This window comes from Heyndrickxia oleronia, assembly GCF_017809215.1.
In the GTDB taxonomy this organism is placed as follows: domain Bacteria; phylum Bacillota; class Bacilli; order Bacillales; family Bacillaceae_C; genus Heyndrickxia; species Heyndrickxia oleronia.
The window spans coordinates 997,032-1,021,892 of record NZ_CP065424.1 but is presented as its reverse complement, the minus strand read 5'-3'; the positions used below and the strand labels follow the sequence as shown (position 1 = coordinate 1,021,892).

Below are 24,861 nucleotides of genomic sequence, written 5' to 3'. Positions count from 1 at the left end.
TTTCTTTTTATTATTTTTGAAATGAAGAAAAAACAGATTATCCTTGATAGTCATGAATCGTAACACCTTTTACTACTCGGTTAACGGTTCCAGTTGCCGAAGGAGTATCGGGTGTATTACCAACTTTTAATGAAGCCATAATCGAAACGGTTTGAGCGAACATTATATAAGGAAATGCTAAATAGATATCATCCAAGTCTTTTCCATCGGAAAACGCGAAGCATTCACCTGAGTAATTTGTTTCTTGATCAACTGAAATACTGACAATGACATCAGTAATCCCATCTCTCTTAATTTCTTCTAAAATATCTAAATCATATTTCCTTGTATATTCATCATTTGATGTGAAAACAAAAACTGCAGTATGTTCATTCACAAATGATTTAGGACCATGGCGGAAACCTAGAGATGAATCAAAGTTGGTCACATATTGTCCAGCTGTTAATTCTAAAACCTTTAATTGCGCTTCTCTAGTTAATCCAGCTAAGCTGCCAGAACCTAAATAAACAATACGATTAAAGTCCCTATTTATAATGTTTTGAATTTTATCTTCATTTTTTATGACATGGTTGCCCATCTCAATCATTTGTTCAACAAATGCTTGCTTTTGTTCTACACTATGTCGATCAAAAATTAATAATGTGCTTAACATCATACATGTAAAGCTTCCGGTCATCGCAAAGCCTTGATCATTTGATTTAGGAGGCATTAATAATAAAAACGAATGGTTTCCCTTTGTTTGCTGTGCTAATTTTCCTGTTTCTGCACATGTGATATTTAGTTGATAAAATTGATTAACCAATTGTTTCCCTAACTCTACTGCTGCAATACTCTCTGGACTATTTCCACTTCTCGCGAATGAGACAAGTAAGGTTGGAACATCCTTTTTATATGAATCATAAGGATTAGAGACGATATCCGTTGTTGGAATACTTTCTAGTGAAAAGTGATTTTCATCCACTTTATTTTTTAAATAGGTTAATAGAGTATCGCCTACATAAGCGGATGTGCCCGCACCAGTGAAGATCACTCTTACTCTTCCAAGTGCACGAAGCTGATCTAAAAATTGATCAATATTTTCCTTTTCCTTCAAATAAATTTCTAATGTTTCTTTCCATAACATAGGTTGCTGCTTAATTTCATTACTTGTTATTTTTGCACCTAATCGTTCCAGTTCCTGTTCAGATAAATGAAACATATTAATCCCCTTCCTTAATGCTGGATATGACGTTACTACCAGTTAATATTAAAAAAATTATTTTACTTTAAAAACCTTCATACCTTCTTTACCAGATTGCATAATTTCTTCCATAAATTCATCGATTGATACATTTCTTTTGAAACAGCTATCTAGAAGAAGTGGAGCATTTGTTCCTGATAAAACCCTTACATTTCCATGTGCAACTGATAGTTTAGCAGATTCATTGAAAGGTGTTCCCCCTGCAATATCAGTAAAAACAACAATATCCTTTAAGGATGATAAGTTTTGGATCGCTCCCTCAATCCTAGTTGCTAAAGTATCTGCGGACATGCCTTCCTCATAATCAATGATTTCAAAATTTTCTTGTTCACCCGCAATTAATTTGATGGATGAATATAAACCCGATGCAAAATGACCATGTCCACTTAATATGATTCCAATCATGCTGTTCAACTCCTTAATTTCTTATCTAATATGTCTAATTTTGTAAATAAATTGATCACTTCTTGCAATACTTAGTGTAAATTCAATCACTTGATTTGCAGTATTATATGTGGTGCGCACTAAACGCAAGCAAGCAGAATCTGTTGGTACTTGTAGAATCTGTGCCTCTTTAAGTGGGACTATACTTGCCGAGAATTCCTCATCAGCTGCTTTCACGACTTCTCCAAAATCCTCTTTAAAAATTTCATATAAAGGTTTTATCTTTACTAATTCTTCTGTTAAACTCGAAAACTTTTTAAAAGGGATATAACTAGTTTCAACCATCATCGGAATCTCATCTGCAAGTCTTAAACGAATAATCTTGAAAACATCCTCCCCAATCGTTAAACCGATATGCTTGGCGAGATATTCATTGGCTTCAATTACATCATAGGAAAGTACGTCAGTCTTTGGAACCCTCCCAATTTTCCTCATATGATCGGTAAAACTATAGCTTTCCATTAGATTTTGCTTATTTTCACCAAGGGTAGCAACAAAGGTTCCTTTACCATGCTTTTTATAGATATAACCCATCTTTTCCAACTCAGCCATTGCCAATCTAACCGTCGTTCGACTCACATTATATTTTGTCGAAATTTCCCTCTCCGACAACATTTGATCATGTGGTTTCATACTTTCCTTAATCTGCTTCCCTAATAAATCAACTAGTTGATAATATAACGGGACTTTACTTTCACTACTAAGCACTCATTTCGACTCCTTATAAGCTTTTGAACTGGTTACTACCTCTTGAATAAAATATAACTCTGATTGTTTTCAATTGTCAATGATTTTTTTGTAACCCTTTTCAAGATATTGACTATTATTAATTTTATAAACTACCAACACAGCCTTTCAATAATTAATAAAGTATGACAAAATACTACAAAAAAAGATTCAGAGTCTGCTCTGAATCCTTTAATCGCTACAATAGATGATACTTACATATTTACACTTCAAATTTGATTTAGTGAATTCCTTCTTAATCTAGTAAAGGATTGATAGATTCTCATAAGCAAACCGATAAGTAGTCTTAGCCTATCAATCACTATTCATCTTCTTCCGATAATAATAGGTTAATAGCCATTTTAACAATGGAGGGACAGCAAAGAAAATAAATAAGATCCGGAATAATTGATAACCAGTTACAATTGACAAATCTGCATGAACTTCATGAGCAATGATCCCCATTTGATCCATTCCACCTGGTGCTGAACTTAGGAATGCAGTAATTGGAGAAATCGGATGTAGGTTTGCCAAAAAGAAACTTAGACCGATTGAAGCTAGTATGAGAACAGATCCACTGATCAAGGAGAAAATGATGATTTTCACTTTATTTGTTAATTGTTCTGGCTTCATCAATGTCCCAATATATCCTCCCATAAAAAATTGCGATATGTCTACTATCGTTGATGGAAGACTTGGTCCATGTAACCCTCCAATATTTAGTATGGCTGTACCAATAATTGGTCCAAGCATGTAAGCGGTTGGCAATTTAATTTTCTTGCCTATAATAGCGAAAATCACGCAAACAATGGTGAAAATAATGATATTCGGAAAAAGTTCAGCCCATTGTGGTTTGATTTTCGTTAATGATCCAGTTAAATGAAAAACCTCTCCTCCAGAAAACATAGGGCTGATTACTAGAAGCGGGACAACAAAAATAATCATCATTAACCTAGTTACCTGGAGAAACGTTACTATCGTTAAATCAATTCCTTTCATTTCCTCGCCTAACGTAATCATCTGGGATAATCCACCTGGGATACTACCTGCTAAAATAGTTGGATAATCAATCTTAGTTAACTTTGAAATAAGTAGAGCAAATAACGCACTAAATGATACGAGTAAAACGGTCATTAGAAGCATGGATGGTGATTGATGAATAATTTGGATTAATGCATCCTTTGTAAATGAAAGTCCAATCGTATATCCAACAATAATTAAGCCTATATTCCGGATATGTACTGGCCAATAAGGAGTGAACTTCCCTGTCCTTGATAGAAGGAAAATCACCACCATGGGACCTAGGAGCCAAGGTATCGGCATATGAATATAGTTAAATACTAACCCGCCTAATGCCGCTACAACAAATGAATATAAGAGTTGAATCGATTTATTCTTACTATTTAATTGTTTTTCCATGTTAAAACCTTCTCTGGGTTGAAATTTTCTTTTTTCCATTTCACTATAACATAAAGAATGATTGACTCCCTTATATTTGTTTATTACTAATCATACCTTTAAGCTATTTGTTTGGTACCTATAATACAAGTAAAACACCATTCATGCATACCCATAAGAAAATGCATAAATGGTGTTTCGCAACTATTTCGTTGGTAGCTTTCCTTCCTTCATATAACGATATATTGGAATTTCGTCCCCCTTCTCAACAGGGATGAAGTTGAAGGTGACGTAGCTGTCGATGGATTCTGGTTCAAGGGCAATGGCAATGACGTTTGCATTTGCTTGAGACATGTTGAAAACATAGCTTCCTTTAGGGAAGGTTTGTTCTTTTGTTGTAACTTCTGTTGTTACTTGATTTGTATAGTGACCATTTTCTAGAGTTGTTGAAACTTTATTATCAATCACTTTGAAGCCTTCAATTTGTAGTTTCATTGGTTTATTTAATTTTTCTACTTTCACTCCTAAAATTTCAAGTTTACGCGCAATATCATGGTAGGCTGGCGGCATGATATAGGCTGTAGGACGCTCTCTTTCAAGGGTCGCATAGGCTTCATTGGAATCCTTCCAATCAATCGGTATAGCTGTCCTTTCACCTTTCGCAAGATCGATTACTTCAAGTAATTGATCGGGTATCAATTTGTTTTCGCTTGTAATGACAATCTTGTCATTATCATTGATTTGTTTTCCTTTTGCAACGATTTCTTGTCTTGCAGTACTTACCAATTTTTTAATTTGATCAGCATGTTTTGCCGTAGATTTAATAAAATTGGTTTGAGCAATAGTTTGTGCATAGACGCGTCGTTCAAAGTTCTCACGTCCAATATTGATGCCACGTGTCTCAATTAAATATGTGAGTGTGTTCTTTAATCCTAGAGCATTTCTACCAATTCTCGCTTCTGTACTTCCTTCAGTTGCAACTAATTTTCCGGAATCATTGGTACCTAATGTGTAATAGTCATGATGGGTTAGCTTTTCTTTATCAAGTACCTTTTGAACCTCAGGAAGGAGCAAGTCCTCAGATGCTTTACGTAGCTGCTCTGGAATATTTAGGTTCTTAGCAGGAGAAATGAGCAGATCATAGGAAGCAATCGAACCCTTATCCCCATATTTCTTTAATAAAGACGAGTTCACTGTATATTCGTGGGTATCTAGTACGACTTCTGGCTGATACTCATTCACAGCTTGATTAATTAATTGAACCTCTGGATATTCCACTTTTATATAATCACGATTGGCATCAAGGTTCGTAGCAATGTATCGTTTAAAATTATACGAACCATCTGGATTTACACGCGGAACGATGGCGATATTCACTTGATCAAGCACATCTCCTAGCTTTCCTTCTGCTATCATTTGAGCCATTACAAGGGTAGATTCTCCAGCAGCAGGCTCATTTCCATGAATTTGTCCTTGTATCCAGATCAATGGTTTCTTTTTATTACTCTTTATTTTTTCCGGGTTATCTTTTGTAAATAAAAGAAGTGGGATATCCCTTCCTTCTAAAGATTGACCAAGAATCTTTAAGTGAACATTTTTATTTTTATTAGATAATTTTTTAATGAATGACATCATTTCTTCCTGACTTGTAAAAGCAATCTTTCCCTTTCCAAAGCCAGGAGTTGTGAATTGTGCATGGGGTGATGGAAAAAGGTGGGCAATGTTTTCGGGCTGAATATAGCTTGGACCATTTCCATAATATGGGGTGAATTCGCTTTTGTCCTGAGCAGCAAATGCGTTTTCCTGAAACAGTCCTCCAGAAAAGGGCATCACGGCTGTTATTGACAATGCAGCTACAAGGGATGTGACTCGGATGATTTTTTTCATTATATTCCTCCTCCTTTTGTTTGACTATTCAAAATTTAACATTAATATTCGATAAATGAAATGAATATAATGACACTTTTTTGAAAACAGGAGATTCCTCCTAACATTCTTGCGATTCAAAGCATCACAAGCCAAACATAAATAAAAAGGGGAAATTATCCCCCCATTGCTATATGGAGGAAATGCTGAATATCAATATTCCATGTATATTTGCCTAGTATCTTATAGTTATTACCACGTTCCCCGTTTTAGATTACAACAACTAAAATTCTGCTTTCATTCCGTTTATCCTTTTTTACGAAGCTCCATAATTAGATCAGAATGATTCACCGCTTCACCTTGTTGAATTCGGTGACTGATTTCATAGTGATTGCCATTAAGCAGAATGATTGGTGTAATTACTTCATAGCCTAGTTTTTTTATTTTTTCTATATCAAATATACCTAGCTGAGTTCCCTTACTTATTTTATCCCCATTTTTTACGTTTATTTCAAAACCTTCACCTTTTAGATTTACGGTCTCTAAGCCCATATGGATTAATAGCTCTGCACCTTCATTTGAGCGAAGAGAGATCGCATGCTTTGTCGGAAAAACGTCAACCACTTCACCGTCTATCGGTGATACCAATCGATTATTTTGAGGTAAAATTGCAACACCATCGCCCATCATTTTTTCAGAAAATACTTGATCTGGAACTTCCTCTAATAAAACAAAGGTTCCTTCTAGTGGCGCATTTAATATAATAGATTGATTCACTTTTTTAAATAAAGATTTAAACATCATTATCCCTCCTACGAATTCTTATAATTATGAAAGCGTTTATTATTTTGTTGATTTTTTATATTGTAATACTTTATACTGTGTATGTAAATAATTTTCATCCAAGGAGGTAACATGATGAATAGTTTCTTTGAAAAGGCGCAACAATTTGGTAAATCATTTATGTTACCGATTGCTGTATTACCAGCAGCCGGCCTTTTACTAGGAATTGGAGGAGCACTATCCAATCCTAATACAATTAAAGCCTATCCATTTTTAGATGTATCATGGCTTCAAGGTGTATTTACGATTATGTCTAGTGCTGGAAACATTGTATTTGCAAATCTTGCTTTACTTTTTGCTGTTGGACTTGCGGTAGGATTAGCAAAATCTGATAAAGGTACAGCGGGTTTAGCTGGAGTCCTTGCCTTTTTAGTAATGAATGCGACAATGTCTGCACTTCTTACAATTACAGGAAAAATTAATATTGAGAATCCTGCAGCAGCTGGTCAAGGAATGGTCCTTGGTATCCAGTCATTAGAAACGGGTGTGTTTGGGGGAGTTGTAGTCGGTATTGTAGCTGCATGGCTTCATAATCGCTTTAATAAAACCCAGCTACCACCATTCTTAGGCTTCTTTAGTGGTTCACGATTTGTACCAATTATTTCTTCGTTTGCTGCAATTATTCTAGGTGTTGTTCTATTTATTGTATGGCCATTTATTCAAAGCGGAATTTTTAAAATGGGTGGTTTAGTCGAAGCAACTGGCTATATAGGAACATTTATTTATGGCTTTGTCCTTCGTTTATTAGGGCCTTTTGGCTTACATCATATTTTTTATATGCCATTTTGGACAACAAGTCTTGGGGGATCACTCGTAGTAGATGGTCATCTCATTGAAGGAACACAGCGAATTTTCTTTGCTCAATTAGCAGATCCAGATACAAAAGAATTTTACATTGGAACATCCCGTTTTATGTCTGGACGTTTTATTACAATGATGTTTGGATTAGTGGGTGCAGCCTATGCAATTTATCGCACAGCAAAACCCGAAAAGAAAAAGATTGTGGCAGGTTTAATGGGTTCAGCGGCCTTGACCTCTTTCCTTACAGGAATTACCGAACCACTTGAATTTTCTTTCCTATTTGTCGCACCATTTCTTTATGTATTACATGCATTTTTTGATGGATTGGCATTTATGATTGCACATATTCTTCATATTACGATTGGTCAAACTTTCTCTGGAGGCTTCATTGATTTTATTTTATTCGGAATATTACAAGGAAATGCGAAAACTAATTGGGTACTCGTACCTGTAGTTGGTATCATTTGGTTCTTCCTTTACTTCTTCACTTTTACTTTCTTTATTAAAAAATTCAACTTTAAAACACCTGGTCGTGAAGAAGAAGGTGAAGCAGTAGTATCTATCAATAATAAAAGTGAACGTGCACAAGTGATTGTAGAAGCATTAGGCGGGAAAGAGAATTTAGAAAATGTTGATTGCTGCGCTACTCGCTTACGTGTAACGGTAAAAAATGAAACAGCTGTTGATGAAAACATGCTGAAGAAAACAGGGGCAAAAGGAGTTCTTTCAAAGGGAAAAGGAATTCAAGTTATTTATGGACCTGATGTAACTATAATTAAAAATGAAATAGAAGAAATGGTAGGCGAATAATTGATGTTAGAAACCATAAAAAAAGGGCTTGTTGCTTCTTGCCAAGCACTTCCAGACGAACCACTTCATAGCTCATTTATTATGGCAAAAATGGCGTTAGCAGCACAGCAAGGCGGTGCTGCTGGGATTCGTGCTAACTCGAAGGAAGATATCATTGCGATAAAACAAGAGGTAAAATTACCTGTCATCGGTATTATTAAACAGGATTATTCCGATAGCGATGTGTTTATTACTGCAACAAAGCGCGAGGCAAATCTTTTACTAGAAACTGGTTGTGAGATGATTGCACTTGATGCAACTCTCCGGAAACGACCGCAGGGAGAAACACTAGAAGAATTGGTTTCATATATAAGAAAAAAGGGACCACATGTTCAATTGATGGCTGATATTTCTACGATTGAAGATGCTGTGAATGCTGAAAAACTTGGATTCGACTGTGTCTCAACTACTCTATATGGATACACAAATGAAACAAAAGGTTGTAAACTATATGATAATGAGTTTCACTTTATAAAAAAAGTCCTTCAATCCGTTTCCATTCCTGTCATTGCAGAAGGTAATATTATCACACCAGAAATGGCTAAGCAGGTATTGGATTTAGGAGCATATTCAGTTGTTGTCGGTGGTGCCATTTCAAGACCACAGCAAATAACCGCTCGATTTATTGAAGTCATAAAAAAGGGATAACGCTGTTTTTCGAAGGAGAAAGGAGCTATAAGTGTCTTCACTATTAGAGGATATTCAATCTAGATACTCTTCCTTTTCAGATAAAGAAAGGCAAATTGCAGATTACCTCTTAGCATCACCAGATGAAGCGTCCCATAGCCATATTAAAGATATTGCTAGTAAAACAGGAGTTTCTGTTGCGTCAATTACAAGATTTGCTAAAAAAGTATCTTGTCGTAATTTTGTAGAACTCAAATTAAAGCTTGCTAGGCAAAATCATGCAGCAAAAAGCGATGACATTGACGAAACATTACAGAATCAATATAAAGAAATGTTTCAAGATATACAGTCTTTATCTGGAAAAGAATCCTTTTCACGTGTTCTATCATTAATCGAAGAAGCTAATCGGATTTTCATTTATGGATTAGGTAGTTCCGGTTTAGCATCTCAAGAATTAAACTACCGTTTAAGTCGGATGGGGTTTGCTTCCGAAGCGGTTACCGACCCTCATTTGATGGTAATTAGGAGTGGATTATTAAAGGAAGGGGATCTATTACTTACATTTTCTCGTTCTGGACAAACAAGAGACCTTTTAGTATCACTTGAAAAAGCAAGAGAAAATGGAGTAAAAATTGTCTCTTTCACCGCCTACGGTGATACACCACTCACTGCGCTTTCACACGAGGTACTATGGACAATACACCCAATAAGAAATGGTTACTTCTCTCCGGGTCTGGACTTAAGTGCATTATTTTTAATTGATCGAATTACTGCACATTTCCTTCAAGATCCTGAGCGGAATAAAACATATAGACAAACCATATCAATCATTTCTAATTTATCACACTTAAATCAATCGAAATAATAAATACATGCTGAACAATAGATAGCGTCCTCATTAAAGGACGCTATTTCCTTGTTCAAACTAGCATTTATTAGTAAAGATGGATTTTATAACGTGCAATCACTTATTGAACACCCAATGCTGAATTGCTTTTGCTACACCGTGGTCCTCATTTGTAGCCGTTACCCAATTAGCCATCTCCTTCACCTTTTCTTGGGCATTTCCCATCGCCACACCTACACCCGCTTTTGTGATCATTGAGCTATCATTCAGACTATCTCCCATAGCCATCACATTTTCCATTGTAATCCCGATCCTAGAACAAACCTTTTCTAAGCCTCTCGCTTTACTCACTCCGTAAGGATTTACCTCTAGATTCGTCGGACTAGAATTGGTTACTTGAAGTTTTCGGTTCGTTAGTTCTTCTAATAAAGTGTGACGAATGACATCATCTTTAACATCAAAACCAAATTTTAACCATTTATGCTCTGAAATATCCATTTCATTAGGGAATCCTTCTCGATAAATATGCTCAGGAGTAATTGCCCAGAAATAGGTTTTGTATTGTTTAGCTAATTCCCACATTCTTTGTACATCGTCTATTTGGAGAAAATTTCTTTCTATTAATTCACATGAAGGATCCCATATTTCTCCTCCATTCACTGTTACCATATAAGAATCTAGTTTCAACTCCTCTGCATATGGATGAGCGGTCGTAAAGTTTCTACCAGTCGTTAAGACAATATGTATTCCCATTTCCTTTGCTCTTGAAATGGCTTCTTTATTTTCTTTTGATACTTCTTGTTGATTAGTAAGTAAGGTTCCGTCCATGTCGAGTGCGATTAAGCGGATATCTGGATGAATGGCTTGATTGTCCAATAATATCTTCCTTTCTATTCTTATCCTTTCTTTAATTGTAGTATAACTTTACCTATTTTGCAGGTATTTTGGTCGGCAGAAAAAGAGCAACCACCTCAAATAGATGCTGGCATTGGACATTGCGGGACTGACTCCACCTTTAGAAGTGAATGAAAACTAAAATAAAGAAGACTGTCGAAAGTTGAATCTCTTTCGTACAGCCTTGTTCTTTTTTGTGGCTTTTTCTATATCCCCTATTTAATTAAATAGGTTGAAGATTAATTAAAATAGATTTCTTTCCCTTTTTCACTTGATTCATATATTCCACATAATATTTTCATCATTTCTACTCCATGCTGGACTGGACTTAATGTTTCTTTTTCCCCTAAACATACATTGACAAAATGATCAATTTCGTTTTGAAAGCCTTTGACAAAATCAAAGGATAGATTGTCAACCTGTGGAGTGATATTCAAAATTGTATTATGTTTTTCTGAAATAATGGAGAGCTCTGGTTCAATTTCAGCTCCGCCCTTTGTTCCAAAAAGCTTGACCGCGATTTCATCCTTTTTCGCATGGAGAGTGAAACTTACATCGACTAACATCGACGCTCCATTTTCAAAGCGAATCATCGCGTTTGCCATATCCTCTACATTATTTTTACTAGGATCATAGTCTGCTGCTTTGTAGAATGATAGATTTTCTATATTCGACCGGTTCCCTAACTTCGAATACGTATTTCCGCTAATTGATTTAACTTTTGGACAGCCCATCAAATACCAAAGAATATCAATCACATGAACACCTATATCGATTAATGGACCGCCACCTGATCTTTCTTTATCAGCAAACCAACCACCCGGGTTTCCTAATCTTCGAATACAAGTCGCTTTTGCAAAGTAAATTTCACCTAATTCACCATGATCAATAAAATTTTTTATGATTTTCGTATTCGTTGCATATCTTCTTACAAAACCAACCTGCAGGTTTTTCCCACTCCGTTTCACTGCTTCTTCAACCTTTAATGCTTTTTCAACACTTGTCGTTAATGGTTTTTCCACTAATACATGTTTACCGGCATTCAAAGCATCAATAGCAATTTCAGCATGTGTATTATTCCATGTACAAATACTCACCGCGTCTAGTTCAGCATCTTTTAAAAGATCTAAATGATTCGTATACGTTTTTTCTGCCTGAAAAGCTGCAGCCTTTGCCTTTGCTCTTTCTTCATTAAAGTCACATATAGCATAAATATCAGCATTTTCATTATTTTGATAAGAGCGAAGATGTGAATCTGAAATTGAACCTGTGCCGATCACACCTATTTTTAGTTTTTTTGACATATCCCTTCCCCTTTCAACTATATATAGTTTCTAAACGAACGACCTGTTTTTTTTGGTTGGATTCATAAGCCGCTTTTACAACTTCTAATGTGCGAAGTCCATCCAATCCAGTGATGGATGGCTCTCTTTGTTCTTGGACACAGGATATAAAATCATTGATCAGTTTTTCATCCATATCCTCTGCTAACGGTAAATGCTGTATTTTACCATCATGATCATTAAAATAGGTAGCATGCTGCTTGAAAGCATCCACATATAGATTTCCTTTTGTGCCAATAAAGCGGATTGTAACATCACCCCAAGTAGGAAATGTTTTCGGTCTCGACCAGCTCGGATCAATGGAAACGATGACACCAGATTTAAGCTCAAGTGTGACTATGCCACAATCCTCTACGTCAATATCATAAAATCTTGTATCAAACTCAGCATATACATTCTTTACCTCGTCCTTTAAAATCCAACGAATGACATCCATTATATGAACGATATGGTCTGTTGCTGCACCACCTCCAGAAAGAGCTTTTTCGATAAACCATCCACCAGGCATTTGTCCATGATTGGTCCCGCTGATTGCAATTACTTCCCCAATATCGCCTTGATCAATTATTTCCTTCGCCTTTACTACAGCAGGAGCAAAGCGAACTGGATAGGCCACTTGAAGGATGACACCCGCCTGTTCACAGGCTTGAATCATCTCTTTTGCATCACTAATTTCAGTTGCGAGCGGTTTCTCACATAAAATATGCTTGTTTGCCTCAGCCGCATAAACGACATGCTCTTTATGTTTGGCATTTTCCGAACAAATAATGACCGCTTCAATATCCGTTTTCAAAAAAGAATGAATATCGCTTATATAAACACAATGAAACTTTGTAGCCATTTCTTTCCCACGTTTTTCATCCTCATCCCAAATATAAGATAATTCAGCATTTGGATGTTCCTGGACATAATTGGCATAAGTTATAGCGTGCATATGTGCAAAACTAATGATTCCTATTTTCATAGACATTCCACTCCTTTTGAAAGAAAAACAGGCTGTCCTTGTGCAACTGATTGATTCGCCGCATCTGCTAGTTGCAATGCCTTCATTACATCCTCTGCTGACATAGCCGGCTTTTCATTCCCAAGTAGACATTGCAAGTAATGACGAAAAATACGGGTATCCACGCCTTCCTTCTTATACTCTATTAAAGTGCTTAAATGATTTTGTAAAAGCAGTGGATTATTGTCCTGACTATCATATGTAATCATTCCTTTGTTTCCTGTCAATTCAAAGGAAGTATGCTGTGCATAATCAGACCAAGAACATTCCAAATAAGCGATTGTTCCATCCGTCATACGCAATGTGACAAAACCATATTCGATGGGAGTACCCTCGATATCTGAATGATTTACACGTCTTGACATCACCATTTCTGCCTCACCAAATGTCCAACGTAGCCAATCGAAATGAGGTAAGCCCACCTCATTAAATAAATTACGATCTATATTTATTTGATCATCATTGTTTGGATACGGGACTCCACTCCTTATTCGAATAACACCTGTTTTTCCAATCAATCCCTTGTTAATTTGAAGTCTTGCCTGAATAAATTCAGGTGTGTGACGGTATGTATTTCCCATTAAAAGCTGTACTTTATGTTTCATGCAAACTGAAATCATCTTACTTACTTCATTACTATTAATTGCAGCTAATGTTCCATAAATCACATGAATATTAGCTTCCGCTGCCATAGTCACTAACTCTAAGGGGCTTCTAACCGGTGTTGCTACATCAATAACATCCACATCTGTATATTGAATGAGTGATTCTAATCGATTATAAATCGTAATCCCATTCACCTCTGCCTCCTGCTGTAAGGTCGAATCCTGCGTAATAATCCCTACAACTGTGACTTCTCTAAATGTTAACCATGCTCTCAAATGTTGCTGACATTGACTTCCTGTCCCGATGATTGCAAGCTTCATTTCTTATGCCTCCTATCTTTTTCGCCGCGAAATGTTCATTATCATGTAACCCACGATTTTTCTTCATTTCCCTTTTCACACATTTTCAGCTGAGTAGGAATAATTTCGCTTTCAATACCAAATTCACCTTTATTCTATTCCTTTGTTGTCGAGTATTTTTTTCATGAATCACTTATTAGATTATTAAGAAAACTTATTATATACTACACAACACTATTTCACATGTGCTCCATCAATTCTTGGCCAATCTAATTCAATTCCCTGACGAACTAATAATTGTTGAAACTCAGAAAGTAATTCTTCATTGTTTCGAACGTCCCTAGGCAGGATTCCTTTTTCAATCGAATAAGCCGCTAAATAGCCTGCTGATTCTCCAATATTCCACTCAACAGGATGAAGCCGGAAGCATCCATTTGTTAAATGTGTAGCTCCAATGTTTTTACAAGCCGGCAATAAATTATTCATCCGTATAGGTATAAGACTGCCTAATGGAATTTGAAAAGGATAGCTCGGTACATAGCAGGTAGTATTCGTAACAACTGTTGGATGTAAATCAATATAATACCAGCCTACTCCAATTGAATCAGGGAATATCGTGATACCTTTATCACCACGGCTCTCCACACTAATATGTTGTTCCAATACAGTAAATTCCGCCTTAATTCTTCTTGATTCCCGAATATAGGGATGCATAGCTAAACCATCTTCCGTACCTACCATATCTTTTCTTAGTCTTAAACCAGGGTAACCAATGCCACCATCATCCCTAGGTGCCTCCGTTTGTAACCAATATAAAAGGGAGAGGCTTAACTGTTTCGCTCCTTCTAAATGTTTGATCTTTTCCTCATGACTGACATCAATGATCGGACCTAGCCAATAATCATTTTGTGGCCAATTAATAATGGAAATATCCCCTTCGTATCTATTTGGCTGAAAATGGTTGCGATCAATGATCCTCCGATAATCCCATAATGAAATATGCTTACCAGGAAACATGCCGAATTTTTTAGATTGACCTGTTACTCCATCGACCCCATACCAACTTAGTAATTTATGGCTCATAAAATCAGCATGATAATTTTTCCAAAAATCATATTGCTTTGGTTTTTCAATCGTAAAATTTCCACCTTCGATATAATCAACGATAAAACAATGGGTGATGGATTGCATATCTAATGGAATAGGCGCCCCATCAAGAGCATGTGGCTCACCCGTTTCTGATTTTGCTTCAGCCCCTGTTACATACTCCGTGCCAGTCATAGGAAGCATGTCACCACATTCTGTTGCATCTAAAAAGTATTTACCACTTAATATAAATATTTCCTTATTTTTTTGATTCTGTACGTGAACCGATTTAACAGTATCCCCCTCAACCTCCGCACGAGTCAAACAATAATTTAGCATAATAGTAATTTGTGCGTTGCTGATATACGGGGCCAACATATCATAAAGAACCGCAAGAGCTACTCTTGGTTCATGTGCGATCCTACTGACCCAAGCATTCCCTGGATTAAAAACTTCATCTTTTCTTGCGGCCTCTGTTAGTGGGTAATGACGTCGATAATACTCCCTCACCCGATTCCGAAACTTTCTATAGGTCGTTGTACAACCAAAGTATTCGATCCATTTATGTTCGTCCGGAGGAACAGCTTGACTTGTAAGCTGTCCACCAATCCAATCTGTTTCTTCCGTCATAATAACCTTTTTCCCCATTTGGGCGGCGGCAAGTGCTGCAGCACAACCACCTATTCCACTGCCAATTATAATAATATCTGCGTCCTTTTCCTGTGCCATGTTTCCTCACCTCTCAGAAATACCAATTTTTCAAACTGCTTAAACAATCTTTTCCATGACATAAGATAAATGAAAGTCCACTTCAAACATTCGCTTCCAAGGAGAAGTAACATTCTCTAGTTTTAATCTACCTTCAGCAGGATTGGACAGATTCTCCTTTATAAACTGCTCTAGCTTCTGCTTTATTATGGATTGAATCACCTCTAATTGGCTGGATATATCAAAATATGTACAGCCTAAACGCGGAATATCATTGGTTGCAACCTGCTTTCTCACAATCGTTTGATATCCCCAATCCTCGACAAGTCTTGAATAATAAAATTCTCGACTCTTTGCAATCCTCTCATAATCAATCATTTTATGATAATAGGACTCTATGATTGTATGTGCAATAACCGTACCGAGGGAATTTCCAGAGGTATTCCAACCTGCATAAGCGCTAATTTTTTCAAGTAATCCTTGTTTTTTAAGCATATACATGAGCGTTTGATCACTACCATTACAGGTAGCCACATCCGCAATTCCTACAACCATATTCTTAGAAAGATAGAATTGCATAGCTTGAATAAATTCTCTGTAATTGATTTCGGAAAAATAGGACCGATGTCTTTCACTGAAAAGCTGATTCGGTTCTGCCATCCCTGATTGACCAACAGCTGGCGAATGGGTGAACAAAACTGCATCAGCATCTAATGAATGATCCACCATGACCGCGCCACTTGCAGTTAAATGGGATTTTATGCTTTCCTGTAGACTTCGATCCTCATATTTCGGAATAATAAAGGGACCATTTGTAGATGAATATCTTACATAAAGGGCCGGTGTGTACTGATGAATCTCACAAAATACTTTTGAAAATAACGTACAGCCAATTTCATCGGCACCAGGATAGATAGCGATTCGATCCATTAATTGGAGCTGTTCCACTTTAAACAATAAATCACTTTGCTCCATCGCACTAAATCCATACTCCGCATTATCATCAAGAGGAAAGATTAAAAAATCAATTAGCCCTATTTGGACTAAATCAATAGCCACTAAATTCGTAGCAGAGTTAGTCCTTCGTCTATTAGTAAAATCCTTAAGAATTTCAACAGGTATCTCTTGCTTTAGAAGAATAAAGTCCTCGCTTTCCTGTTCTAGTAGCTCCCCTCTTCCCTTCTTATCTAATAATTTTCCGTAGTGAGAGATTCGTTCACCATATATCGCATAATAATCTGGTTCCTCATCACTGCTGTTATAACTTGGAACCCTCATAATTAGATTAAATGCATAAATAATGATCCTTTGGTTTTGCTGCTTTATTTCCTTTATTACATCTAAGCGCGCTACACATTCCTCATCCGTTAACTGATGCAATCTCGATGGTACAATTCCACCATAAACGAGCATGTCTAAAGAGAGGATAAGATGTGTTGCTTCTTTCGTTTCTCGTAATAGCCAGCTTCGAATATCCTCAAACTTGGCAGGATTCTTCTTTCTACCCAATATTTGTTTTGAAGGGGTAAAAAGTTGAATATCCGTAGCTGCCGCTAATTGCTGCGGATATTTTAAATTACATGGCCTCTCATCAAGTGGTAAATAAACAACCTTCATCATCAAACTCCTTTCCAAACTCTTATACTCGTATTATCCTTCTTCCCTAGCGCCCGCTGAATAATTTGGTAATGTATGAGGCCTGTAATACTAAAGGCAAATAATATTGGTAGAACATGAATATATGTACAAATAAGAACAGCGATACTAGCAAATAACAGAACCATTGTTGGATATGCAGGTCGAGTAACCGCTAAATAAACAGATTGCCTGATCAGCTGTTTAAGTGATCGATCATCATCAACAACTAAAGGATAAAGATAAGATGAAATAAATAGAAAAAAGAGACCGATTATAATAAACAGCGGGAATAAGATGTATTTAAGTGTTCCATCCATATTCCAAACGAACAAGAAATCACTCACTAGAATAATCATAATAAGACTTTGTAAAATACCAATGATCAAACTTTTCATAAAATACTTTTTAAAATTTAAAAAAAATGTTTTTATTATGGCGGGATCATCATTTTTCGACCAATCCCTAATCACTCCATACATGGCTGTGGTTGATGCAAAAATTGTAATTAACGGGAGTGAGCAGATGATCCATAAAATATTTAGTAAACAAAAGTTTCCGATGAACTCCATGATTCTATATAATTTACTGTCTGGTTTAAACAATTGGGCTCCTCCCATTTCTAAAAAGATAATATGGGAAGTACCTATTATGGGAACTCCCCTTCACATTAAGTGTCTTATGTTCTAGCTGGTAGTAATTTCTTCAACTTACTTACCGATTTCTCTGTTCCTACTTTAGGATCTTCTGCCCCTTCAAACTCAACAGATAACCAACCAGTATACCCCACGTTTTTTAATTCAGAAATCACATGGTTGAGATCAACATTTCCCTCACCAGCTACAGTTCCTAAAAACTTGTTACCCGATAACGATTTAAAGGCAGGGCCATCATAATCACTGCTCATTTTTATGAAATCTTTAAAATGAACATGGGCTACATATTGTTTAACTTTTGTAACAGCATCATTGGGATTCTCATCAACTAATAGAAAGTTACCTGTATCAAGAGTGCTAAGAATATTCGGTGAATTCACAGTATGAATTAATTCTATAATTTGCTCACTACGTCCTGCAAAATATCCATGGTTTTCAATACCTAAAATCACACCTTGCCGTTCAGCATATGTTGCACATTCTTTTAAACTTTCAATGATCCACTCTTTCCCTTGTTCAAAAGGAACCCCCTCTAAAATATCCCCACTAAATATTCGAACAACATTTGTATTTAATTCCTTTGCAATATCAATCGCCTGATGAACTCTATTTATTTCATGTTGCCTCTCCTTTTCATCCGGCTTAACAAAATTATTTGTTATATCATAAGCACTTACTTGGAGGTTATTCTCAGCTAATAAGGAAAGAACTTGCGGGATTTCTTCTTGTTCGTTTTTCCAATATATATCTAATAATTCAACCCCATCTACACCAATGGTAGCCGCATATTGAATAAACCCAAACACATCAAGATTTTCTTGTTTCACATACCGGTGTAAACTATACATACTAACACTTGTTTTCATACATATCCCCTTTTCAATAAATATTCCTCTATTGCTAACTGGATAAATTACACGAATAACTATCGATTGAAGACCTTAATCCATTCCAAATTATCAGTACATCTTATCCAATACCGCCTTTGCGGTCTTCTCAATTGATTGGAAGGTTTTTTCCTTTTGCTTTAATACGATAATGGTTGTTAAAACATCTAGTAAATGTAACTGGGCAATTTTTGATGCAAAAGCCCCACCCTGTAGTGGAGTTTCCTTCGAGGCAGCTAGTAAGATAACATCCGCATATTGAGTAATCGGTGATTTAGCATGGTTTGTAATACAAATGATAAAAGCGTTATTTTCCTTTGCTATGGCTATTGCATCCACAACATCCTTCGTGCTCCCTGAGGTTGAAATACCAAAGACAACATCGTTTTTTGAGACAAGAGCTGCATTCATCGCCATAATATGGGAGTCTGATGATTGTTCTACATGATACCCCAACCTCATAAATCGATATTTTCCATCAAAAGCTGTAAGCCCAGAGGAGCCGACTCCAAAAAAGTATAGCTTATTCGCCGACATAATGGCTTCGACAGCTTTATCAAGTTTTTGTGATTCTAATAATTGGAGGGTACTCTCCAATGTTTGAACATTTTGCGAGGTAATTTTTTTCAAGATCGTTTCAATATTATCATTTTCCTCAATTTTTCCATGTACTTGTTCATCTGGGTCTGCAAGATTTTGGGCAATTGCCAGTTTAAATTCTTGGTATCCGCGATACCCTAGCTTCCTGCAAAAGCGAATGACGGTTGTTTCTCCTACTCCTGACTTTTCCGCAAGATCCGTTACCGATGAATAGACGGTTTCTTGCGTATCCGCAATCACAAAGTCAGCCACCTTTTGTTCTGCTTTAGTTAATGACTTATAAATGGTTGAAATGAGTATGATTGGATTAGAGATTGTTTTTGTATTCATTTTTTTCCTTTCCTTTTCGTAGTTTAGCCTACGATAACGTGTAGCTTCCATTTACAAATTGATAAATTTTGTCATAATATTCTCTTTCTTTTTCATCTGAGCCATGATAGATTCTGTATAATGCCTTTCCTCCATCAAACCAAGCAATAGCCGATTCCTTCATATATTTATGAAGAATCCCTCCCTCTAAATAACAATCAAATCGTTTTAATCGTTCCGCTTTCTCTGCCATTGATTCGTTATTCGCAGTATAGAATTCCATTTCAACCCCTGCATTCCTTTCCTCTGCTGCCTTTGCAGCATCCTTTACACCAGTAAAGTCTTTATAAAACATATAATTAGGCTGGAGAAAAGCAGAATGGAAATAATAGTCCTGATAGTTATCCAGCTGATGAATATTATATGAGCTATAAAAAGGAATCCAAAAGAACTTTTTACCTTGTTGTTCGATGTATTGATATAGTTCCTTCAACAGCCAATGATCATCAATATCCCAGCTTCTATGTATTGTCTCAAATGTCCAATAAAATCCTAATAAATGAAGATGTTCATAGTTTTGCTGCGAAAATCTTTCTATCACTCTATTTATAAACCATTTACAAGCGACTAAACGAGCTTCTGTTGCATGCTGTAAATTCTGTCCTTGAACACTAAAATTCAATGGAGCTCCATCAATGGTTCCAAATTTTGATTGTAATGGACCCGGATAAGGAATCGTAATAATTAAATTGCGCTTATGTTTAGGTGATCCAAGCGTCTCAATTCCCGCATTAATTGCTTGATTAAGGGCATCTGCGAAAACATCAGGCATAAAATACCAATCAATAATCGCCTCCCAGTCTGCTAAATTTCCAGGGTTAGGGGCAGGGACTGCATAAAAATTCCCTTCTCCATTCTTAGTTGTACCAATATTCACATCTGAATAAAGATATCCTCCCTTCGGGGACTTAAAATGCCAAAAGGCAAAACTATCAAACATCCAATCATCTGACTTCCCCTGCTTATCCAAATGAGTAACATAATGCAAAAAATCATCTTTTCCCCAAGGATTATCGACATTTCCACCTACAAGAATCATATGTTTGAGAAAATTAAATGCTTCTTGGTTCGGTTGAAAATATGGCAAAAGAAACACTCCTCATTAATAAGATTTGTTTGAAACTATTTTCTGATTCAAGACATTATGTTAAGACTATTTTTTTCCAAGCTCTCTACAAACCTTTTTGTTAAAACCTGTGGCCTTGTAATCGCCGTTCCTACTACGACCGAATGAGCCCCCTGCTTAAATGCCATCACTGCCTCTTCTGGTGTTGAAATTCTCCCCTCGGCAACAACTGGAACATCAAAGGATGAAGTGAGTTCTTTTATTAAAGAAAAATCTGGACCATCTAATTTTGGACTATAGGAGGTATAGCCTGATAGAGTTGTAGAAATTAGATCACACCCCTCCTCGACTGCTATTACTCCTTCTTCAAAAGTCGAAACATCAGCCATCACAAGGCTATTGCTATTTTCCCTAATAAAAGTAATCATTTCATGTAAAGTAATCCCATTCGGTCTCATTCTTGCTGTTGCATCAAGGGTAATGACATCCGCTCCTGATTCAATGAGTTCTTCTACTTCTTTTAGAGTAGGAGTAATAAAAATTTCACTACCCGAATAATTCCGCTTTATGATTCCGATAGTTGGTAGACCTGTTAATTTCTTGATTGCAATAATATCTTCTTTCCCATTTGCACGTATGGCAACGGCACCGCCTATTTTAGCTGCAAGACCCATTTTCGCCATATATTCAGAACCATGTAATGGTTCATCCTCTAATGCCTGACATGATACGATTAATTTTCCTTTGATTAAATCTAGGAATGTTTGTTTTTCCATCATTTCACCTCTTATTCATTCACCAAGATTGTTATCCCTTTACTGCACTGCTGTATGCACCTTTAATAAAGTAGTTTTGAAATGCGATAAATACAACTAAAATAGGAATAAGAGCGATGATAGCTCCTGCAGATACTAATCTCGTATCTGATACAAATGCTCCCTTCAAATCATATAGTCCGATTGTTAAAGGATACGTATTTGGATCCTGCAATACGAGAAGTGGCCATAAGAAACTATTCCATGATCCGATAAAGCTTAGTATCGCAAGTGTTGCCAACATTGGTTTGACCATTGGCATCATAATATGCCACCAAATTTGCAGAGTTGATGCCCCATCCATAATGGCAGACTCATCTATTTCCTTTGGAATCCCCATAAATGCTTGCCTCATCAGAAAGATTCCAAATGCCGAAACAGCTCCTGGTAAAATAACCCCTGTATATGATCCAATCAGGTGAAGTTTTTGCAAGATGATATAGATTGGTATCATTGTCACCTCTCCAGGAATCATCATCGTTCCTAGTATTGTGAGAAATACGATATTTTTTCCTTTGAAATTCATTCGTGCCAATGGAAAAGCTGCTAAAGAGCAAAATAATAAAGGCAAAACAACACCCCAAAAAGCTAAAACTGTACTATTCCATAGATAACGACCAATAGGAATTGTATTCCATACCTTCACAAAGTTTTCAAGAGTAATATGTTCAGGAATAAACTGTGGAGGAAAGGAAAATATTGTTTCATTTTGACCTTTTAATGCAGTTGAAGCAGACCACAGAAAAGGCACGATCATTATTACTGCTACAATAATTAGAAAGAAATAGGATACAACATACCGGATGATTTTGCGTTTATTAAGGGGTTTTCGTGCTTTGCTATATGGCTTAATATCTTTACCTGAATGAATGTTCGATTGAGTAGGCTGCATTGGACTACCTCCTTATGACGCCTTATCTAAGGATCGCTTATTTAATAGAGTTAAGATTAAGATAATAATAAATAGAATAAAGGAGATGGCACTGGCATATCCCATATCTAATTGCTTAAACGCTTTTTCAAATACGAGATATACTACCGTTGTAGAAGCACCAATTGGCCCTCCATTTGTCATGGTCAACATTAGGGTAAACTCTTTAAAAGCAGACATGGTCGATATCACAGCGGTGAAGAAAATAATTGGTTTTAGCATGGGGAATGTAATATAAAAATGTTTTTGCCAAAAATTCGCTCCATCTAATTCTGCCGCTTCATATAGGTCTGTTGGGACAGACTGCAAACCAGCCAAGTAAAATAACATATAATAACCAAGTCCTTGCCAAATAGTGACAATGGCTAAGCTGATCATTACGAATCCTTTACTTGTAAGCCAGTCAATCGGGTGGATACCAACTAAGCTTAATAAATAATTAAAGATACCATCACTTGCAAATAACCAGTTCCATAAAATGGCGGTTATCACAACAGAAACAAGTACAGGGAAATAATAAGTTAATCTAAAAAGCTTAATCAACCGCAATTTCTGATTAACTAATATGGCAAGAAAGATAGGTAACACAACTAATGCTGGTGTTACTAATATCCAAAAATAAAACGTATTTTTTAAGGCTCTCCAAAATTCTTCATCTTTAAAAGCTCGAATAAAATTATCTAATCCTACCCATTCAATTGGTTGGAATACATTATAATTCGTAAAACTCAATCCGAGGGCTGCAAGAGCTGGAAGGAAACTAAACGTTATGAGTAAAATTCCTGTCGGTATAAGAAACATCCATGCATGTCTTGCTTTATACATTTGATCACTCCTACCATTTTCGCTTACAGTATCCAATGTGGTGTAGATATTCTTATATTGAGTAGTCTCTTATTTATCACTTTTGAGAAGAAGAGATTTTTATATATGATTTACTCAGGATATACATATATAGACTCTTTGGAAAAGAAGGCATTCATTAGAAGGATGAATGCCTTTCTATTGTTTCCCTTTGATTTGTAGCTAGAATTATTTTAGTAGATTATTAATTTTGGCTTCCGCATCATCAAGTGCTTTTTGAGGATCTTTATTTTCTAGCAGAACTTTTTGAAATTCTTCATTAATTGCTTTATTAATCTCAGAGATATTTTCTACTGGAGCAAACATATCTCTTGAAGTTTCTAATTGTTTCGCTGCAAAATAACGTCCTTTTTCTGACGGGTCTTCCGAATCCTTTCCTTGAGTAAAAAATTCGTCCTGAGCTGCTGCTTTAACTGAAGGAAGGACAGCAACAATTTTACTAAATGCTAATTGACTTTCTGCATTTGTCATAAACTTAGCGAATGCAACTGCCTCATCTGGTGCTTTAGATTTTGCTGCGACAGCAATGTTCATAATTGCAACATGGGCAACTCCTTCAGAACCTAGAATAGCAGGTGCTGCATCCGATTTATCGTATACCTCTGGAGCAAGATCCTTTACTTGACGATAAAGCTGCGGTCCAGTTCCCCACCAAGCAATTTTTTCTTGAGCATACCATTCATTAGGTTGAGCTTGTTTTAATAGGAGCTCCTTAGGAATAAGACCATCATCAAATCGTTTCTTAAATGTCTTAAAAATTTCTAATGCTTTTGGCGTATTAACAGCTGCACTCTTTAAATCCTCGGAAATGAGGGGTACGCCATTTTGTGGTAAGTATAGATGGATGTCTCCAATTGTACTTCCATAAACACCAAGCTTTTTATAAAGAACCTCTGACATCTTCCATGCCTCATCTTCTGTTGCAGGTGGCTTATCAAATCCAGCCTTTGCCAAGAGGTCTTTGTTGTATAATAGGCCAGAGTTAGAAAGATACCATGGAAGCGCATACAATTTATCATTCAGCATCCCTGACTGTAATACACCTTCAAAATAATCATCCTTTACATCTGCCGCTTTTTCAGAAAGGTCGAGAATGGCTCCAACAGCAGACAGCTTTTTCAAAAAGTCAGTATTTAAATTCATTACATCTGCAAGTTGCCCAGAAGCAGCTGCTGTTAATGTTTTCTGTTCAACATTCTCGAATGGAATGTCTTCCCATTTGACCGTTACTCCAGGATTTTCTGCTTCAAACTTATCAATGATGCCATTAATATAATCATCAAATGTAGGGCTTAATGAAATCGTCCAGAATTTAATTTCAACATTTTTCTTCTTCCCCTTCCCATCTCCTCCTGCACTCTCCTTATTCGAGCAGGCTGTAACTAGAATTAGGACAAACACCAGAAGTAGCATCGAAAGCCATCTTACTTTTTTCAATTTCCTTCCCCCTTATGTTTT

At 36.3% G+C, this 24,861-nt stretch carries 23 protein-coding genes; 3 read left to right on the top strand and 20 right to left on the bottom strand.

Going from position 1 to position 24,861, the window contains the following annotated elements:
- Window positions 1-37: 37 nt before the first annotated feature.
- The 6 genes from I5818_RS05155 to I5818_RS05130 form a co-directional block, all read right to left on the bottom strand.
- The gene (locus I5818_RS05155) at window positions 38-1,198 is read right to left on the bottom strand and encodes an SIS domain-containing protein (protein ID WP_209391863.1); all 1,161 of its coding nucleotides are present in this window, start codon (window positions 1,196-1,198) and stop codon (window positions 38-40) included.
- Between the two features lie 57 nt (window positions 1,199-1,255).
- Window positions 1,256-1,645 (bottom strand): PTS galactosamine/N-acetylgalactosamine transporter subunit IIA, encoded by a 390-nt coding sequence (gene agaF, locus I5818_RS05150; protein ID WP_071975168.1) that lies wholly within the window; start codon window positions 1,643-1,645, stop codon window positions 1,256-1,258.
- Window positions 1,646-1,666: 21 nt separating this feature from the next.
- Window positions 1,667-2,392: a GntR family transcriptional regulator gene (locus I5818_RS05145; protein ID WP_071975169.1), complete on the bottom strand. Its 726-nt coding sequence runs from the start codon at window positions 2,390-2,392 to the stop codon at window positions 1,667-1,669.
- A 333-nt stretch (window positions 2,393-2,725) separates the two neighbouring features.
- Window positions 2,726-3,829 (bottom strand): AbrB family transcriptional regulator, encoded by a 1,104-nt coding sequence (locus I5818_RS05140; RefSeq protein WP_078109361.1) that lies wholly within the window; start codon window positions 3,827-3,829, stop codon window positions 2,726-2,728.
- Between the two features lie 183 nt (window positions 3,830-4,012).
- Window positions 4,013-5,695, bottom strand: a complete 1,683-nt coding sequence (locus I5818_RS05135) for a M14 family metallopeptidase (RefSeq protein WP_235849542.1) — start codon at window positions 5,693-5,695, stop codon at window positions 4,013-4,015.
- 285 nt (window positions 5,696-5,980) lie between these two features.
- The gene (locus I5818_RS05130) at window positions 5,981-6,478 is read right to left on the bottom strand and encodes a PTS sugar transporter subunit IIA (protein WP_244975363.1); all 498 of its coding nucleotides are present in this window, start codon (window positions 6,476-6,478) and stop codon (window positions 5,981-5,983) included.
- A gap of 114 nt (window positions 6,479-6,592) precedes the next feature.
- On the opposite strand from I5818_RS05130, the gene ptsG reads away from it, so the two are divergent.
- From ptsG to I5818_RS05115, 3 genes are read left to right on the top strand one after another with little or no spacing between them, the layout of a single operon-like run.
- Window positions 6,593-8,128 carry a glucose-specific PTS transporter subunit IIBC gene (ptsG, locus tag I5818_RS05125; protein WP_078109363.1) on the top strand — a complete coding sequence of 512 codons (1,536 nt, stop codon included), beginning with the start codon at window positions 6,593-6,595 and terminating at the stop codon, window positions 8,126-8,128.
- A 3-nt stretch (window positions 8,129-8,131) separates the two neighbouring features.
- Complete coding sequence (locus I5818_RS05120) at window positions 8,132-8,815, top strand: N-acetylmannosamine-6-phosphate 2-epimerase (RefSeq protein ID WP_071975177.1); 684 nt, start codon at window positions 8,132-8,134, stop codon at window positions 8,813-8,815.
- 31 nt (window positions 8,816-8,846) lie between these two features.
- Window positions 8,847-9,659: a MurR/RpiR family transcriptional regulator gene (locus I5818_RS05115; protein ID WP_071975178.1), complete on the top strand. Its 813-nt coding sequence runs from the start codon at window positions 8,847-8,849 to the stop codon at window positions 9,657-9,659.
- Window positions 9,660-9,758: 99 nt separating this feature from the next.
- On the opposite strand, the gene I5818_RS05110 is transcribed toward I5818_RS05115, so the two are convergent.
- The 14 genes from I5818_RS05110 to I5818_RS05045 form a co-directional block, all read right to left on the bottom strand.
- Entirely contained in the window at window positions 9,759-10,517 is a 759-nt protein-coding gene (locus tag I5818_RS05110; RefSeq protein ID WP_259549121.1) for a Cof-type HAD-IIB family hydrolase, read from the bottom strand.
- A 257-nt stretch (window positions 10,518-10,774) separates the two neighbouring features.
- A complete protein-coding gene (locus tag I5818_RS05105; RefSeq protein ID WP_078109364.1) occupies window positions 10,775-11,839 on the bottom strand; it encodes a Gfo/Idh/MocA family protein in 1,065 nt (354 codons plus the stop codon).
- Window positions 11,840-11,852: 13 nt separating this feature from the next.
- Entirely contained in the window at window positions 11,853-12,842 is a 990-nt protein-coding gene (locus I5818_RS05100) for a Gfo/Idh/MocA family protein (protein ID WP_071975181.1), read from the bottom strand.
- Window positions 12,839-13,807, bottom strand: coding sequence for a Gfo/Idh/MocA family protein (locus I5818_RS05095; protein ID WP_078109365.1), 969 nt, complete (start codon window positions 13,805-13,807; stop codon window positions 12,839-12,841). Before I5818_RS05095 ends, I5818_RS05100 begins: the two co-directional genes overlap by 4 nt.
- 213 nt (window positions 13,808-14,020) lie before the next feature.
- Window positions 14,021-15,601 carry an FAD-dependent oxidoreductase gene (locus tag I5818_RS05090; RefSeq protein ID WP_071975183.1) on the bottom strand — a complete coding sequence of 527 codons (1,581 nt, stop codon included), beginning with the start codon at window positions 15,599-15,601 and terminating at the stop codon, window positions 14,021-14,023.
- 39 nt (window positions 15,602-15,640) lie between these two features.
- A complete protein-coding gene (locus tag I5818_RS05085; protein WP_078109366.1) occupies window positions 15,641-17,200 on the bottom strand; it encodes a DUF4127 family protein in 1,560 nt (519 codons plus the stop codon).
- Entirely contained in the window at window positions 17,200-17,820 is a 621-nt protein-coding gene (locus tag I5818_RS05080) for a YesL family protein (protein WP_169846865.1), read from the bottom strand. The genes I5818_RS05085 and I5818_RS05080 overlap by 1 nt, the downstream gene beginning before the upstream one ends.
- A 74-nt stretch (window positions 17,821-17,894) precedes the next feature.
- Window positions 17,895-18,737 (bottom strand): sugar phosphate isomerase/epimerase family protein, encoded by an 843-nt coding sequence (locus I5818_RS05075; protein WP_078109368.1) that lies wholly within the window; start codon window positions 18,735-18,737, stop codon window positions 17,895-17,897.
- Window positions 18,738-18,830: 93 nt separating this feature from the next.
- The gene (locus I5818_RS05070) at window positions 18,831-19,688 is read right to left on the bottom strand and encodes a MurR/RpiR family transcriptional regulator (protein WP_058003459.1); all 858 of its coding nucleotides are present in this window, start codon (window positions 19,686-19,688) and stop codon (window positions 18,831-18,833) included.
- 28 nt (window positions 19,689-19,716) lie between these two features.
- Entirely contained in the window at window positions 19,717-20,814 is a 1,098-nt protein-coding gene (locus I5818_RS05065) for a DUF4855 domain-containing protein (protein ID WP_078109369.1), read from the bottom strand.
- A gap of 47 nt (window positions 20,815-20,861) precedes the next feature.
- A complete protein-coding gene (locus I5818_RS05060; RefSeq protein WP_078109370.1) occupies window positions 20,862-21,569 on the bottom strand; it encodes an N-acetylmannosamine-6-phosphate 2-epimerase in 708 nt (235 codons plus the stop codon).
- Between the two features lie 31 nt (window positions 21,570-21,600).
- Window positions 21,601-22,500 (bottom strand): carbohydrate ABC transporter permease, encoded by a 900-nt coding sequence (locus I5818_RS05055; RefSeq protein WP_078109371.1) that lies wholly within the window; start codon window positions 22,498-22,500, stop codon window positions 21,601-21,603.
- 12 nt (window positions 22,501-22,512) lie between these two features.
- Entirely contained in the window at window positions 22,513-23,364 is an 852-nt protein-coding gene (locus I5818_RS05050; RefSeq protein WP_078109372.1) for a carbohydrate ABC transporter permease, read from the bottom strand.
- 207 nt (window positions 23,365-23,571) lie between these two features.
- Window positions 23,572-24,840, bottom strand: a complete 1,269-nt coding sequence (locus tag I5818_RS05045) for an ABC transporter substrate-binding protein (RefSeq protein ID WP_078109373.1) — start codon at window positions 24,838-24,840, stop codon at window positions 23,572-23,574.
- Window positions 24,841-24,861: the final 21 nt, after the last annotated feature.